At 61.9% G+C, this 15,108-nt stretch carries 10 protein-coding genes; 8 read left to right on the forward strand and 2 right to left on the reverse strand.

Annotated features, from left to right (window positions below):
• Positions 1-21: 21 nt before the first annotated feature.
• The 7 genes from dnaB (at position 22) to ACPQ6D_RS03315 (ending at position 11,200) form a co-directional block, all read left to right on the forward strand.
• Positions 22-1,374, forward strand: a complete 1,353-nt coding sequence (gene dnaB, locus ACPQ6D_RS03285; RefSeq protein WP_423222865.1) for a replicative DNA helicase — start codon at positions 22-24, stop codon at positions 1,372-1,374.
• A gap of 10 nt (positions 1,375-1,384) precedes the next feature.
• A complete protein-coding gene (locus ACPQ6D_RS03290) occupies positions 1,385-2,116 on the forward strand; it encodes a DnaD domain-containing protein (RefSeq protein ID WP_423222866.1) in 732 nt (243 codons plus the stop codon).
• An 87-nt stretch (positions 2,117-2,203) separates the two neighbouring features.
• Positions 2,204-3,601 carry an ATP-binding protein gene (locus ACPQ6D_RS03295; protein ID WP_423222867.1) on the forward strand — a complete coding sequence of 466 codons (1,398 nt, stop codon included), beginning with the start codon at positions 2,204-2,206 and terminating at the stop codon, positions 3,599-3,601.
• Between the two features lie 227 nt (positions 3,602-3,828).
• Positions 3,829-4,731 carry an SH3 domain-containing protein gene (locus tag ACPQ6D_RS03300; RefSeq protein ID WP_423222868.1) on the forward strand — a complete coding sequence of 301 codons (903 nt, stop codon included), beginning with the start codon at positions 3,829-3,831 and terminating at the stop codon, positions 4,729-4,731.
• The gene (locus ACPQ6D_RS03305; protein ID WP_423222869.1) at positions 4,695-6,356 is read left to right on the forward strand and encodes a cellulase family glycosylhydrolase; all 1,662 of its coding nucleotides are present in this window, start codon (positions 4,695-4,697) and stop codon (positions 6,354-6,356) included. Before ACPQ6D_RS03300 ends, ACPQ6D_RS03305 begins: the two co-directional genes overlap by 37 nt.
• Positions 6,357-6,371: 15 nt before the next feature.
• A complete protein-coding gene (locus ACPQ6D_RS03310) occupies positions 6,372-8,915 on the forward strand; it encodes a glycosyltransferase family 39 protein (RefSeq protein ID WP_423222870.1) in 2,544 nt (847 codons plus the stop codon).
• Positions 8,916-9,259: 344 nt separating this feature from the next.
• Positions 9,260-11,200: an IS1634 family transposase gene (locus tag ACPQ6D_RS03315; RefSeq protein ID WP_423222871.1), complete on the forward strand. Its 1,941-nt coding sequence runs from the start codon at positions 9,260-9,262 to the stop codon at positions 11,198-11,200.
• A 681-nt stretch (positions 11,201-11,881) separates the two neighbouring features.
• On the opposite strand, the gene istB is transcribed toward ACPQ6D_RS03315, so the two are convergent.
• Complete coding sequence (gene istB / locus ACPQ6D_RS03320) at positions 11,882-12,652, reverse strand: IS21-like element helper ATPase IstB (protein WP_423222872.1); 771 nt, start codon at positions 12,650-12,652, stop codon at positions 11,882-11,884.
• The gene (istA, locus tag ACPQ6D_RS03325; RefSeq protein WP_423222873.1) at positions 12,652-14,169 is read right to left on the reverse strand and encodes an IS21 family transposase; all 1,518 of its coding nucleotides are present in this window, start codon (positions 14,167-14,169) and stop codon (positions 12,652-12,654) included. The genes istB and istA overlap by 1 nt, the downstream gene beginning before the upstream one ends.
• A gap of 194 nt (positions 14,170-14,363) precedes the next feature.
• Between istA and ACPQ6D_RS03330 the strand changes: the two genes are divergently transcribed.
• Positions 14,364-15,077 carry a hypothetical protein gene (locus ACPQ6D_RS03330; protein ID WP_423222874.1) on the forward strand — a complete coding sequence of 238 codons (714 nt, stop codon included), beginning with the start codon at positions 14,364-14,366 and terminating at the stop codon, positions 15,075-15,077.
• Positions 15,078-15,108 lie beyond the last annotated feature (31 nt).

The raw sequence follows: 15,108 nt of genomic DNA on the forward strand, positions 1-15,108 counted from the left end.
TTAACGGATTTTGATGACGGCATGACCACACCGGACAAATTGATTCCATCCAGCCGCGAAGCGGAAGAAGCGGTCCTCGGATCGCTGCTGATTGACACTGACGCTGTCATCAAAGTAGCGTCATTTCTGCGCGCGGATGATTTCTACAGCGAGAAAAATGGCTGGATCTACCAGACGATTCTAGATCTGCACGAACGGCGTCAGCCGGCCGATTTTGTCACCGTCTGCGAGGAACTGGCAAGCCGCAATCAGCTGCAAGAGGTGGGCGGCGACGCGTACGTCACCGACCTGATCAACGCCGTGCCGACGGCCATTCACATCGAACACTACGCGCACATTGTCGAGCGCAAAGCGGTGCTGCGCCGCTTGATCACGGCCGCCGGACAGATTGCTCAGATGGCCTACGACGAGTCGCGCGATGTGGATGAGGTGGTGGACGAGGCTGAGCAGATCGTCTTCAACGTCTCCGAGCGCCGCATCCGCCGCGACCTGGTGCCAGTGCAGCAAATCATGGGCGATGTGGTGGATCGGATTGACTACCTGGCCCGTCACCGCGGTGAGGTTCTGGGCGTGCCCACCGGCTTCAAGCTGCTCGACAAGATCCTCGGCGGCATGCAGAAATCAGATCTCATCGTCCTGGCGGCCCGCCCCAGCGCCGGCAAGACCAGTCTGGCTCTCAACATGGCGTCTAACGCGGCCAAGCGCTATGGTCAGCGCGTGGCCTTTTTCAGCCTGGAAATGTCGGCCGAGCAGTTAGTGCAGCGTCTGCTGTCGTCCGAAACCGGCATTGATCAGCAGCGCCTGCGCTTGGGCGATGTGCACGACGACGAATGGCCCATTCTGATGGAAGCGGCCGGCGTGCTGGCCAACACCCATCTGTTCATTGACGACACCCCGGCGGTCAGCGCGCTGGAAATGCGGACCAAGGCTCGACGCCTGCACGCGGAGCACGGCCTGGACGTGATCATTGTGGACTATCTACAGCTCATGCGGGGGCAGTCCACGCGCAACGAGAACCGGGTGCAAGAAATCTCCTACATCACGCGCTCGCTCAAGGAATTGGCGCGCGAGATGAAAGTGCCGGTGCTGGCCCTTTCCCAACTGTCACGCGCGGTGGAACAGCGCGCGGACAAGAGACCGATCTTGAGCGATCTGCGCGAGAGCGGCTCCATCGAGCAGGACGCCGACATCGTGCTTTTTGTGCACCGCGAAGATATGTACGACGAGAACACGGAGCGCAAGAACATCGCCGACATCATGGTGGCAAAACACCGCAATGGGCCGGTAGGCACCGTCTCGCTGTACTTCCACAAAGAATTGACGCAGTTCCGCGACCTGGAAATGGTGCGCGAGCCGCTCGAACCCGAGGCTTGATCGGTCAGCCATGAAAGGATTTCCTGGATTTCCAGCCGGCGAGCTGCCCCTGGTGGCGCTGCCGCAGTTTGCCTTCACAGACCTGCTGCCGACGATTGACCACCTGGGCGAGATGAAGGTCACGCTCTTCTGCCTTTGGCGCATCAGTGAAAAGCCAGGCTCGGTTCGTTTCGTGACCCAAGATGAGCTGTTGACCGATGCGCGCCTGCGCAGTGGGTTGCCTGACCGCGCCGCGGTGCAAGAAGGCCTGGAGCGCGCAGTGGCCCGCGGCAGCCTGCTGCACCTGGTGGTCGAACGCTTTGGCGAGCGTGAGGATTGGTACTTCATCAATGACGAGATGGGGCGGACGCTGCAGGAGCGCGTGCGCAGCGGCGTGATGCCTGAGTTCGATGATCCGTTGCTCGAAAATCGCGCCCTGCGCGCCGAACGCCCAAACATCTTCGTATTGTACGAGCAGAACATCGGCCTCCTGCAGCCCCTGCTGGCCGACGAGCTGCGCCATGCGGAGCGTGATTATCCCCTGGAGTGGCTAGAGGCTGCATTCCGCGAGGCGGTTGTGCGCAACAAGCGCACCTGGCGCTACGTGCAGGCGATCCTGCAGCGCTGGGCGCTCGAAGGTCGCGAGGCGCCCATGCCGGAGCGCAAGCCAGGCGGCAAGCCGAAGGGCGCCAAAACCGCCGCGGCCAAGGCCCCCAGAAAAACAAAGAAGCTGGAAAAACGGTCCGATCCGTTCGATTACTGATGACACCCTGGCTGATCAATCTGCGGTTTTTCGACGGGGAGCCGCCAAGCGGCTCAGTTTCGCAACGACAGTGCAACGAGGTGACGTGTGAAAAGCCTGGCTGAGGTTCTCGCGCGCGTCGCGCAGGATCACCCGACGGCTGCCAAGTCGGGCAACGGTAGTTCCACCCGTGGCGAGGTGTGCCCCATCTGCCACGGAACCGGGTTCATTCAGCGCGATCTACCCATCGGCGATCCCGATTTTGGCAAGGCCGCGCCTTGCGTGTGCACCCTGCGCACCTTGGCGTGGGAGCGCGCGAGCCAGCTGCGCCAGGTCAGCAACTTAGGTCAACTAGAGCGCCTGACGTTCGAACGTTTCTTGCCCGATGGGCTGGGCCTGCCCGATGACAAACGCCGCTCCTTGCGCAGCGCCTACGACTTTGCGCGCAAATTTGCTGATGCGCCGGTTGGCTGGCTGGTGCTGCAAGGCGGCTGCGGCACAGGCAAGACTCACCTGGCTGCTGCCATTGCCAACGTCCGCCTGGCGCGCGGTGAATCGGTGATGTTCGTCGTCGCGCCCGATCTCCTGGACTATCTGCGCGCAGCGTTTACGCCGCAGTCGGATACGACATTCGATCAGCGCTTCGAGCAGGTGCGCAGTACACCTTTGCTGATCCTGGATGACCTGGGCGCGCACAGCACCACCCCCTGGGCGCAGGAAAAACTTTACCAGATCGTCAACTATCGCTACAATGCCCATCTGCCCACGGTCATCACCACCAATTTTCGCCTCGAAGATTTGGACGAACGTGTGCGCTCTCGCCTGGTGGACCCGGAGATTAGCGCTGTCTTTCACATCGTCGCGCCCGATTTTCGCCAACCGGGCAAGACCTATGATTCGCTGGAACTGAACAGCCTGGCGCTGCATGAAGATCAGCGTTTCGATAACTTCGACCTGCGCGGGCATGAGTTGAACGGCGAAGAGCGCGCCAGCCTGCGTGAGGCGCTGACCGCCGCGCAGCAGTTTGCACAGGAGCAGGATGGCTGGCTGATTTTCAGCGGCAGCTACCATTGCGGCAAGACTCACCTGGCCGCGGCGATTGCGCGCGAGCGCCACAGTCACTATGGCGGCGCGCCCATGTTCGTGTTCGTGCCCGATCTGCTCGATTTCTTGCGCGCAGCCTTCAATCCCGCCAGCACTGTCTCGCTCGATGAGCGCTTCGAGCAGGTCAAGAAGGCGGAACTGCTGGTGCTCGACGATTTGGGCGCGCAAAGCGCCACGACCTGGGCGTCGGAAAAACTGTTCCAACTGATCAATTATCGCTACGTGGCGCGACTGCCCACCGTGTTCACGATCGCGCTTGATAATTTGCCTTTGGAAACTCGTTTTCACGCACGCGTGTTTGACCCCGGACGCAGCCGTGAGATCAAGATCACGGCGCCTGCGTATCGCCCGGCCCTACGTACACCAGCGGCCGCGCCGCGGTCGTCGCGCACGCGGCGCTGAGGCTGGCGGCGGCCGCGTGCACGCCAATGGAACCACGGCGCATAGGCGAGCGTTTCTACTCTGCTCGTAAATGCTAATCTCCGGCGCAGACCGATCCGCGCCCCACGCGCGCAGCCCGCCATACGTCGGAGGCTCGTTAGGACAGATTGTCTATGCTTGGGGATTTCCAAGCACAATGGTAGAATCTGCCCATGACACATCTGCAAATCATGAATGAGGTAATCTGGATGAACCGTCTCTCGAGAATTGCCTGGCTGTCCCTGCTCGCCATCCTCGTGCTCAGCGGCTGCGGGGCCGCGCCCACCCCTGCGCTGATCCCCACACGCACCCCCCAACCGACCTTCACCCCAACACCGGATTGGACGCCCACGCCGGCCCTGGCCCCAACCAAAACGCCCACGCCGGAGCCGACTGCGACGCCAACCCCAGCCGAGCCGCCCACGGCCGTGCCGACCAACACCTCTGAGGCCAAACCCGCTGCGGTCGTCACTTCGCCTTCGGCGAATGTGCGCACAGGGCCAACGACCGCCTATCCCCTGGTCGGTCGCGTCAATCGCGGGGATCGCCTTGAGATTACCGGCAAAAATGCCAATGGCTCCTGGTGGCAGGTCTGCTGTGTGGCTGGCAAGCAAGGCTGGATCATCAATGACCTGGTGCGCGCCGAGGGCAACCTGAGCAGCGTGCCCGTGGTCACTGGTGTTGCGCCGCCGCCGGTTCCACCCACGCGCCCGCCCCAGCCCACGGCCACGCCAGTGCCGCCGGCGCAGCCCACGGCGCCGCCTGCCTATGCCTATCGGGTGGGCAACACGCGCTGCTTCCCGAACTCGGGCATTACGTACATCGAGGGCAAGGTGTTGGATCGGAGCGGCGCGGGCAAGAACGGCGTGACCGTGGTCTTCTCCTACGCGCCCGATGGGCCTCCCGTGGCGTCCTATGTGACCGGGACTGATCCAGGCAAGGTAGGCGGCTACACGCACATTATTCAGTTCGATGGCCCGCGCGAAGGCACCTGGTCTGTGTGGACGGTAGATGGCGGCCGGCGCAGTTCGGCCATTGCCACGGTCAAGACCGATGGCGTTGCCGGGGATGGTAAATGCCAGCAGGCGAACGTGGACTTCGTCCAAAACTGACAATTCCTGCGAACGATCGCAGAGCGCCGGCCAGCCGATTCTTGTCCGGCTGGTGGGCGCTCTGCGCAGTTCTGGCCCTGCTGGCCCTGCTGCTGGCGGGGCTTTTTGTGTGGCGCCAGCCGGCGCGCGCCTGGCTTTTCAACCTCAGCGGCGAGAGAGACCTGTTTCCCCAGCTCAAGGCGCTCAGCGATCTGAGCGCAGATTTGATGCGCCCGCGGGTGCAGACAGCCGATCTGACGCCGGTGCAGTATGCCGGCGTCAATCCGTTTGGGGTGAATGTCTTCCTGGAACAGGAAGTGGAACCGGCCAAGCGCGAGCTGGCGGTCAAGATGGCGGCTGAAGCCGGTTTTCATTGGCTGCGCCAGGAATTTCCCTGGGAAGACATCGAGATCAGCGCCAAAGGCGATTTCTGGGATCACAAATTCAACCAATCAGCCTGGAACAAATACGATGCCATCGTCACGCTGGCTGAGAAATACCATCTTGAGCTGATCGTGCGCCTCAGCAACCCGCCCGCGTGGACGCGTGGCGAGGGCAACGCGGCCGGCGCCTATGCCCCGCCAGATAATTACGAAGATTATGGCGATTTTGTGGCGACCGTGGTCAGTCGCTACCAGGGGCGCGTGCGCTTTTACCAGCTCTGGAACGAGCCGAATATCTACCCCGAATGGGGCGAGCGGCCGGTCAACCCGGAAGAGTACGCCAGTTTGCTCAAAGTCGGCGCTACAGCCGCCCGCGCCGCGGACCCCAACGTCGTCATCATCCTGGGCGCGCTGGCCTCCACGATCGAACTGACTCCAACCCCGCCCTACGGCCTCAACGACCTGGTGTATCTCCAACGCTTGTACGACGCCGGCGCCGCGCCTTACTTTGACATCCTGGCGATGCAGGGCTACGGTCTTTGGTCTGGCCCCACCGATCGCCGCATGCACCCGCGCGTAATGAACTTTGGCCGGCCGCGCTTTGTGCGTGACCTGATGGTGCGCAACGGTGACGCGGCCAAGCCCATTTGGATCAGCGAGATGAACTGGAACGCGGTGCCGGACGACATCTCAGACAAGCGCTTTGGCCAGGTCAGCGAGGCAGAACAGGCGCAGAACCTCGTCGCGGCCTATCAGCGCATTCAGGCCGAATGGCCCTGGCTGGGCGTTGCGAATGTGTGGTATCTCAAGCGCGCGAGCGACCAATGGGAACAGGAGCGCAAACCAGAGGCTTACTTTCGCCTGCTGGCGCCCGATTTTCGGCCGCTGCCGGCCTATCAGGCGCTGGCCGCGTACACCGCCCAACCGCCGCTGCTTGGCATTGGCTTTCACCAGGAGGATCATTGGGCGCTGACCTACGAGGGAAACTGGCAGAGCATGAGCGATGAGCGAGCCGTGCTGGGCCACTATCGTCGCAGCGTAGATGCCGACGCCAGCCTGCGCTTCGACGTGCATGGCGGCGCGGTGACGCTGGTCATGCCGCCGGGTCAGACCAGCCAGCCGCAGGCCAGCGTAGACGGTCAGCCGCTCGCCCTGGCCGCAGATGCCGCCAACCCTACGCGGCTTTCCTTCCGCTTGACGCCTGGAAACCACCAGGTGCTGCTGCGCGGCGCTTTTGCCGTGGATGGCTTCATCATCGAATAGACGGGACTCCACTTCATGACCGTGCTCTCCTCTGCCGCCTTTTCCTTGCGTCGCTTCGACCGCTGGCTTGCGCCCTGGTTGCCCTGGCTTATTGTGGCTCTGGCCGTTGGTTTGCGCTTCTGGCGTCTGGACGGACAAAGCCTGTGGGCGGACGAGGGGAACAGCGCGGCGCTGGCCTTGCGCAGTTGGGCCGATATCAGTCAGGCCGCCGCGGCTGACATTCATCCGCCGCTCTACTACTGGCTGCTCAGCCTGTGGGTCAAGATCTTTGGCCTGTCGGAAGTTGGTTTGCGCAGCCTCTCTGCGGTCGTCGCCGCAGCCACCGTCGGATTGACGTTCGACCTGGGGCGGCGCCTGTTCGGCCGCGTGGCCGGACTGCTAGCCGCGTTCCTGCTTGCGGTGGCACCGCTGTCCATCGCCTATGCACAGGAAGCTCGCATGTATGCGCTGCTGACCTTCTGGGCCACGGCGCTGGCGGCCAGCTTCGTCATCTTCTTGCAGCAGGAAATGGTTGAGGTATCGCCAGGTCGCCGCGACCCGCCTTTGATCGGCACGACGCCCGGCTTTGTGTTCGCGGTCACCGCCATCCTGGGCCTTTACACGCACTACCTCTTTCCCATCGTGTTGCTTGTGATCAATCTGGTCTACATCGCGTGGCTGATCACCACCTGGGCAAGCCCGTTTCGCCGGTTGCGCGTGGTGCGTTGGCTCTTCCTGCACCTGGTGATCGTGTTTGGCTTTTGGGCGTGGGCGGGCATCGCCATCGAGCGTGTGCGCGCCTGGCCGGCGCCCGCCGCCGCGCAGCAGGGCATCGGCGCGATTCTCGACGCCCTGCGTTGGCTCGCCTTCGGTCCCAGCGCCGCCGCCGTACCTCCCCTTTGGTTTTGGCCGGTACTGGCCGCGCTGCTGCTCGGCATACTGCCCGTCGCGATGAACCCCAAGTCCCGCACGACGCCCGCGCCTGCGCAGGCGCCGCCTGGGTCGGGATCGAAAGGCCGCGCCGCATCGCAGCGGCGGGCGGCCGCCGCACCGACGCGTCCCCCGCCGCCTGCGCCAGCCGCCGCGCCTGGCGCGTGGACGGCCTGGGCCTTGCCTGTTGCCTGGCTGCTTGCGCCTCTCATCCTGATGCTGGCGTTCGGCCTCTTCAAGGATGCCTATCTCAAGTTCTTGCTGATCGCCAGCCCGGCCTGGGTCCTCTTGCTGGCCCGCGGCCTGCTGCTGCCGCTTGCGGCTCTGCGCGCGACGCCGGCAGGAACTGCCGCTCCGAGGCGGCCAGTGTGGCTGGCGTTGACCTGGCTCACCATTGGCCTGGTTGGCATTACGGTGGGATCAGCGCTGGCGCTGAATGCGTATTACACAGACCCTCGTTTTGCACGTGATGATTACCGCGGCATGGTGCGCACCATCAACGCTGTGGCGACGCGGCAAGACGCCATTTTGCTCGATGCGCCGGGACAGCATGATGTTTTTTCCTACTACTACCAGGGCAGCCTGCCGGTATTGGCGCTGCCGGCGCAGCGTCCGCCCGCGGCCGCCGAGACCACCGCCGCGCTGGCCCAGGGCCTGGCCGGCAAGCGGCGCGTTTATGCACTCTTTTGGGCCACCGACGAAAGCGACCCGCAGCGCCTCGTTGAAACCTGGCTCGATCAAAACGCGTACAAGGTGCAAGACGCCTGGCAGGGAAACGTGCGTTTCGTCACCTACAGCCTGCCCCAGGCCCAGACGCCTCTGCAGCCGCTGGCCGTCTCCTTCGTCCCGCTGGCTGATCTGACCGGCCTGGCGCAAAGCGCAGGCGCAGTGGCCTCTGGCGATGTGCTGGAAATCACGCTGCGCTGGCAGGTCACGACGGCGACGCCGCTGCGCTACAAGGTATTCCTGCAGCTCCTGGATGACCAGAACCAGGTTTGGGCGCAGCGCGACGCCGAGCCGGTGGGCGAGAGCCGCCCGACCTCCTCCTGGCAGGTCGGCGAGACGATCACTGATCGCCACGGCCTGCTGATTCCACCCGGCACGCCGCCCGGCCGTTATCGCCTGATCGCCGGCTTGTACGATGCCGCCAGCGGCGCCCGTTTGCGTACGCCAGTGGCCGACTTTGTGGATCTGGGCGCGCTGGAGGTGACTCGCCCGGCTGAGCTCCTGCCCCGCGCAGCCTTCACCATGAATATCGTCGCCAATCAGTCGTTTGGCGAGGTCAGCCTCCTCGGCTTCAACCGCTATCCGCGCGGTTTCAGTCACGCGCCGGAAACTCCCTTGCATGCGGGCGATCTTCTGCACCTTGATCTTTTCTGGCAGGCTGACAAGGCGCCCACACAAGACTGGTGGGTCACGGTCAGCCTGGGCGACCTGCCGGCCGGGCGCCGCGTGGAAGGGCAGGCGCCGTTGGCCAGCCTCTCCTACACCGCCCCACAGTGGCAGGTCGGCGAGATCGTGCGCAGCCAGCTCGACCTGGCTCTGCCGGCGGACCTGGCGCGCGGGTCGTACACCTTAAGGATGATAGTCGGCCTGCGCAACGCAACCTCCGCGGCGCCCGTACCTTTGGGCAAGATCACCATCAACTGAGAGCCGAACCGAAGCTGGTGCATTGGGCTTGTTTTGGTGAAACAAAGGGCGTTCTATTGCACTTCGCATAATACGGATCGGTAACGACGACAGCAGCGTAGTGAGCAGTTTCATTCAATTGGTGCACTTCGACGCTTGGCCGATGACCACAAGGGTCTGCCGGAGTCGCTCGTATGGCTCAGCTAGAGGCCTTTGCCATATTGATGTTACATCGGTTTCAGTTTACAGTGCAAAGCGCGCAATGCGCTTAGCCTGAATTTCGCACGTTAAAATTCGAATAGAGGGCGGAGCGCTCTTTGTGATAGAGTATGGTTGACAACCGACTCTGAACAGGAGCGCTCCTGATGTACTCTACCACAAACGGTCGTTGGCTGCATGCTTTCGTTTGGTGTTTCTGGTTTGTGGTCTTGCTGACCATGGCTTGGCCGGGCGGACTGCCTGCGGGCGCCGCTGGTCCTGCGGCGGCTGCATCCACGCAGAGCAGCGTGGCATTACTGGTCGTGCCATCTCCAGCACCCGAAGCCAGGTTTCCCTGGCAGGCCTGCGGCCGCTGGCGCAAGTGGGCCGTGGCCCATTACCATGCCGGACGGCGAGCCTACCGGCGGGCGGTCTGGGCGGCGCGCGGCGCCAAGCTCCTGCTCAGTGGCGCCCTGAGCATGGCGGCGGTCGTGGACTGGCTGACGCGATCTCAACTACGCTGCCAGTTAGGCGCCCTCCCCGTCCTCTACCGGCTGTTGGAAATTCTGGACGTGCGTCAGACGATCAACCGCCACTGTCCCAGCGTCGCCCAGGTTGATCATGGCGCAGTGATCGTCGTGTTGGTGCTCAACCGGCTCATGGCGCCACGGCCGCTCTACAAGGTGGCGGACTGGTTAGGGCAGACTGTGCTGGTGACGGTGCTGGGCATCCCCGCCGCCAAGTTCAACGATGATCGGCTGGGTCGCACCCTGGATGCCATTGCCGTCCACCAGCGCGACATCTGGCTGGACATTGTCCACCAGGCGCTGCGGCGCTTTGAGATTGACTTGCGGTTCCTGTTCTATGATCTGACCGCCCTAGTGGCCCACGGCGCCTATTCAGACAGCCAGTTGGTGGACTACGGCTTTGCCCACAACACGCCTTCTGGCAAGCAAAAGGTCAAGTTGGGTGTCACAGCCGCCGCCGATGGTGCGGTGCCGACCGAGTATGCCGCCCTGTCCGGTCGCACCGCCGACATGACCACCGTGCAAGACAACATGGCGCGGCTGTGCCGTTTGCTGGAGCGTCAGGGGCAGTCACTGTCGGAGGTGCTGTTGATCGGCGACCGGGCCAATCTGAACGATGAGTTGGCCGTCGCTTACACCGACAAGCGCCTCAAGTACCTGGCGGGCCTGCAACCCCGTAAGCAGGCGCACTGTGAACTTCTACTCGCCGTGCCGGAATGTCAGTTCTACGCCCACCCGTTGCTTGAGCCGGCGGGACGGGAGCCAGGCTACTTCGGCATGCCCACCGTGATCACCTTCCAGCACGCCGGCCGCTGCGTGCAGCACCGTGCGCTGGTGGTGTTGTCGGGGCCTATGCGGCGGGCCGTCCGTGTCGGCCGCGCCCGGCAACTGCATGACCTGCGCCAGGCTCTGTGCGCGGTGCAGGCCAAGATCGGCCAGAAGCGCTGTCGTTCAGTCAAAGACGTCCAAGCGCGGGCGGCCACCTGTCTGCGCCGCTCACCGGTCGGCCATTTGATGTGCGTCACCGTCGAGCAGACTGAGGCGGGCCAGGTCACCTTGCGCTGGGCCATGGATGGCTTGGCGTTGTTCAAGGCCATGCAGCACGATGGCCGCTACCTGCTGGTGACCAACGACTGGAACCTGGCGCCGCGCCGGATGCTGGAACTGTATCGCAGCAAGGATGCCTTGCAAAAGCGCTTTGAGGTCGCCAAACAGGACTTGCGCATCAGGCCGCTCTACGTGCATAGCGACGAACGCATCCGGGCGCTGCTGCTGGTCAACATGCTGGCCCTGCTGGCCTACAGCCTGTTGGAACGCCAGGTGCAACAGGCGGGGTTGCACGTCACCACGCGGCGCATCGTCGAACAGTTGGAAGGAGCGACGGTCATCGAAACGCACTGCCACGACGGCAGCGTCCTACGCCGCCTGACCCCGCTCACTGCGCAACAGGATGCGCTCTTTACCATCCTGGCCGCACTCCTGGCGCATATCTCGCTCACCGACCTCGTGCCAACCTTGCCGGCGTTGCCTGAGCCAACCGCCGTACTGTTACTATTACCACCGGAGGCCGCCATGGCTTGAACGCTTACCGCACCGCCCGGCGCCGCCCTGGGACAGGCCAACCTTGCCCAGGTGGCAGCGACTTGCCCTTGCGCCAGTCTGCACCGTTGTGCAGGCTGCTCAAAACCCCAGTTGAACCGTTCCGCACCGTTGTCTCCGTGCCACCGAAGGCTGAAACACCCCTCTATTCGTTTGTCAAAGTGCGAAATTTAGGCTTATGTTTTTGGCAAATGAAACCTGGGCCACTTGGCAATGAAAAACAGGGCCAGCAAGGTCACCCCGTTTTCAGCTTGGCAATCAAAATCAGGGCCGTTTGGCAATGAAAATCAAGGCCATTTGGCAATGTAAAACAGGGCCACCCGTGATTTTGGAAACCCAAAAAGCGGGGAGGGTGGGATGACAACAGGCGTAGGGCTGGCCCTGCTTCCTTCGTCCGTCGCCATCGCAGCTTCAGGATTAGCGCCGTTCCTGGCTACCCCGTCAATGGCCGGTTTGGGAATCCGGCCTGCTGTTGGCCGGATTCCCAAACCGGTTCATCTCGACCATTGACGGGGTGGCGGACGGTGCTAGACTGGGGGCTAGATGGCGACGGCGAGCAGGAGGCAGCCCTGCTTTCTGAGTCCTGAGCCAGAGCGACAAGGGGGTGAAAAGTGAATGAAGTTGTTGTGTCAAACCTCCTGATGGATCTGTATGGCGAGAGAATCATGGTTGGGACGGTGATACAGAGCTGGTGACATGCTGCATGCGCTGACGAAAGCGATATGACTCACCAAGAAATTCCAGGATGTGGGCCCGATGGGTGAGCCGATCGAGGAGTGCGCTGGTCAGTCGTTCATTGCCGAAGACCTGTGTCCAGTCGGCAAAGTGCAGGTTGGTGGTGACAATGAGCGCCACTTTTTCATGCAAGGCGGAACAGAATTGGAAAATCAACTGGGCGCCGATGTCAGAAAAGGGAATGAAGCCTAACTCGTCCAGGACGATCAGGTGGCATTTCTTGGCTGCGGTTAGGAACTTGGCCAAGCGATGCTGATCCTGAGCTTCAATCAGTTCATTAACCAGGCCGGCGGCGTTGTAGAAGCGAACCTTGTATCCCTGGCGACATGCGGTGAGCGCAAGTGCCGAGGCAACGTGTGTCTTCCCTAAGCCCGGATTGCCCACGAGCAGAATGGGTTCGGCCTGGCGGATGTAGTGTCCCTGAGCTAAGGCGAGCACCTGCTGCTTGTTCAGTTGGGGGACGCAACTGAAATCGAAATCGGCCAGTTCTTTCAGCACAGGAAAGCGTGCTTCCTTGATGCGCATGATTTCACGTTTACGTTCGCGTTCGTTCACTTCCTGTTCGGCCAGGGCGAGGAGGAAGCGATCGTAACTGAGGTTGTTACGGGCGCCATCCTCAGCAAATGGGCGATAATTGCGCACGAAGGTGGGGAGATGCAACTGTTTGAGGTAGCTTTCCAAAAGCAAGAGCGATTCCATCACTTCCCTCCGGACAGCAACTGGTTGTAATGTTGCAAGTTCACGGGTTGGGTGCCGATCTCCCGTAAGCCGGACTGCTCGGTCAATTCGAGCGTGGGGGGTGGCGTATCTGGATGCAGTATCTGGTGCAGGCATAACTTCACTCCCTCGACATGGACACAGTTGTGGAGCAAGGCCTGGCTTACCGCCTGTTCGATCAGGTCGGCCGGATGATCCCGATGCAGTTGCAGGATCTGAACAAATTCGCGTATCCCGCGACCCTCGGGCCACTGCTGTTGCATCTTGTTCAACAGTTGCTCGTACGCCGCCGGCCATGTCGCCCGCCACTGGCGTAAGGGTTTGGCGTGCTCGAAGGCGCCGGGACGTTGCACCAGCAGGGGCAGATAGTGCAGGGGGTCGAAAATGTCCTGCTCGCGTGCGTAAGAGCGGGCATGGTTGGCGATCACTTTGTCGTGATGCATGATCTCGATCCGAAATGGATACGCTCTGACCACCAGTTTGCGCTGTGCCTGGTCCACGGGCACCGAGTAGCGATTGGTTTCGAAGATCACCTGGCTGTACGGGGTCAGTGTCACCGGCGCCGTCACACAGCACGCATAGTCTCGCACGGGCAGTGGGCGCAGATGGGTTCGCTCCTGCTCCCATGCCTCGCCGATCGTGGTTGGCTCGCCTTTCACCTGGCGCAGGTCGTTGGTGCGGCACTTGTCCAGCAAATAGGCGTTCAGTTCGCTGAACGAGGCCACGTGGGGGATGGGAACCAGAAAGTTGCGCCGACTAAACCCGACGTTATGTTCGACACCTCCCTTTTCGTGGCCCTGCGCAGGGGTGCAGAAGTGACTCTCGAAGAGATAATGGCTGCGAAACGCCACAAACGTACGCTGCTCGATGCGACGATGCCCTTGCAGAATCTCAAACACGGCCGTTTTGAGATTGTCGTAGCTGACTCGGTGCGGTACGCCGCCAAAGAATCGGAAAGCCTGCACATGACCGTCCAAGAAACTCTCTTGCTTTTGCGTCGGATAAGCGCACACGAACAGCCGGTGGGAAAAGTTGAGCCACATCAGGAACAACTGTACGACCATCCGTACGCCAGCCATGATGACCGTCGCATCTCCCCAGTCCACTTGAGCTTCGCGACCCGGATCGAACGCCAGCGGCAGGTAAACCGCCGGCTTCCGCTGTGCCTCACGGCATTGCGCTACGTAGTGACGCACGCCCGAATCGCTCCCCCGGTAGCCTTGCTCGTGGACCATTTCATAAATCTTCTGCCCCGTGTACCGCTGCTTACGCGGCAGTCCTTCATTCTCGGCCAGAAGTTCGTCAATCTTTGCCTTGTAAGGCCCCAGCACCGGATCCGCTCGTTGAACTGCCCGCTGGTACGGCTCCGGCTCGGCCAGGTCCAGCGCTTTCGCAATCGTGTCGCGCCCGTGTTTCAGTTCGCGAGCAATCTCACGAATGCTCTTGTGTTGATTGAAATAGGCATCCCGAATCTGGGCATAATCTTCCACCGTCTTCATCCTTCCCTCCGCTACCATGGTCTCGTCGGCTTTTCGCCTCCCCCTTATGATAGCGGAATTTCTCTGGTGGCCCAGATTTCGACTGCCATTTCTCAGCCAGGTGGCCTTACTTTATATTACCAAAAACAGAACTGTTTGTCCGCGAAACGTCGTTCCATCAGGCTCACACCACCAAACGCCTGACGCAGCACCTGATGGGCTGGGAAAAACTGAGCCAGCAAGCCAACGAGGCCATGGAAGCTCATGACCGATATCACACCTTGGCGCGGGTCGTGGATGGCCTGTTTGGCATGATCGATCTGGCAACCGGTGCGCTTCTCGATGGCCCCACGGTGTTGGAACGCATGAAGGTGTTGGGCAAGCAAATTCACGACCTGGGAGGCCGAGCTTGCTCCACCTTGGGGACGACATTAGAGGCGCAGGCCCCTTACTTGTTCGCCTACCTCCCCCGCTTGCGCAGCGCCTTGGCCCCCATCCAGGCGCACTGGGGACAAGAAGCCGTCGCTGGCCTCTGTCGCATCTGGCAGGTCGAAGAACAATGTCGCCGCCGCCAACTCTGCAGCGCCGACCGTCAACAACTCAATGCCATTTGGCAGACTGCCTTTGAGGCCACCGCACGCCTCTTGGGCGATGACCTGTTTGAGGCATGGGAGGATGTGCAGGCTCTTCTCGGCCTCAATTGGCGTGGTAGCAATGCCGCCGAATGCGTCAATAGCCTGCTGCGACCGCATTTCAACGCACAAAGGTCTACCAGCCAGAACGCCTTGGATTTGCGACGCTTTCTGCACAATACCCGTACCTTCGCACGCGGTAAGCGTGCCGGGCACTCCCCCGCTCAACTCGTCGGCATCGAGCTGCCGTCAGACCCCCTGACTCTGCTCGGCCTGCCTCAATGTCGGCTAATGTAAATCTAACCGCGTCGGCTTCTGAACCATGCCA

Origin of the sequence: Candidatus Amarolinea aalborgensis, from assembly GCF_900491745.1 — a bacterium.
Classification (GTDB): Bacteria; Chloroflexota; Anaerolineae; order SSC4; family Amarolineaceae; genus Amarolinea; species Amarolinea aalborgensis.

Coding starts and splice junctions, on each gene's coding strand:
- ACPQ6D_RS03305 (WP_423222869.1), top strand. CDS start 4,695: ATGCCAGCAGGCGAACGTGGACTTCGTCCAAAACTGACAATTCCTGCG.
- ACPQ6D_RS03290 (WP_423222866.1), top strand. CDS start 1,385: ATGAAAGGATTTCCTGGATTTCCAGCCGGCGAGCTGCCCCTGGTGGCG.
- ACPQ6D_RS03315 (WP_423222871.1), top strand. CDS start 9,260: ATGTACTCTACCACAAACGGTCGTTGGCTGCATGCTTTCGTTTGGTGT.
- ACPQ6D_RS03310 (WP_423222870.1), top strand. CDS start 6,372: ATGACCGTGCTCTCCTCTGCCGCCTTTTCCTTGCGTCGCTTCGACCGC.
- ACPQ6D_RS03300 (WP_423222868.1), top strand. CDS start 3,829: ATGAACCGTCTCTCGAGAATTGCCTGGCTGTCCCTGCTCGCCATCCTC.
- istB (WP_423222872.1), bottom strand. CDS start 12,652: ATGGAATCGCTCTTGCTTTTGGAAAGCTACCTCAAACAGTTGCATCTC.
- istA (WP_423222873.1), bottom strand. CDS start 14,169: ATGAAGACGGTGGAAGATTATGCCCAGATTCGGGATGCCTATTTCAAT.
- dnaB (WP_423222865.1), top strand. CDS start 22: ATGACCACACCGGACAAATTGATTCCATCCAGCCGCGAAGCGGAAGAA.
- ACPQ6D_RS03330 (WP_423222874.1), top strand. CDS start 14,364: ATGGGCTGGGAAAAACTGAGCCAGCAAGCCAACGAGGCCATGGAAGCT.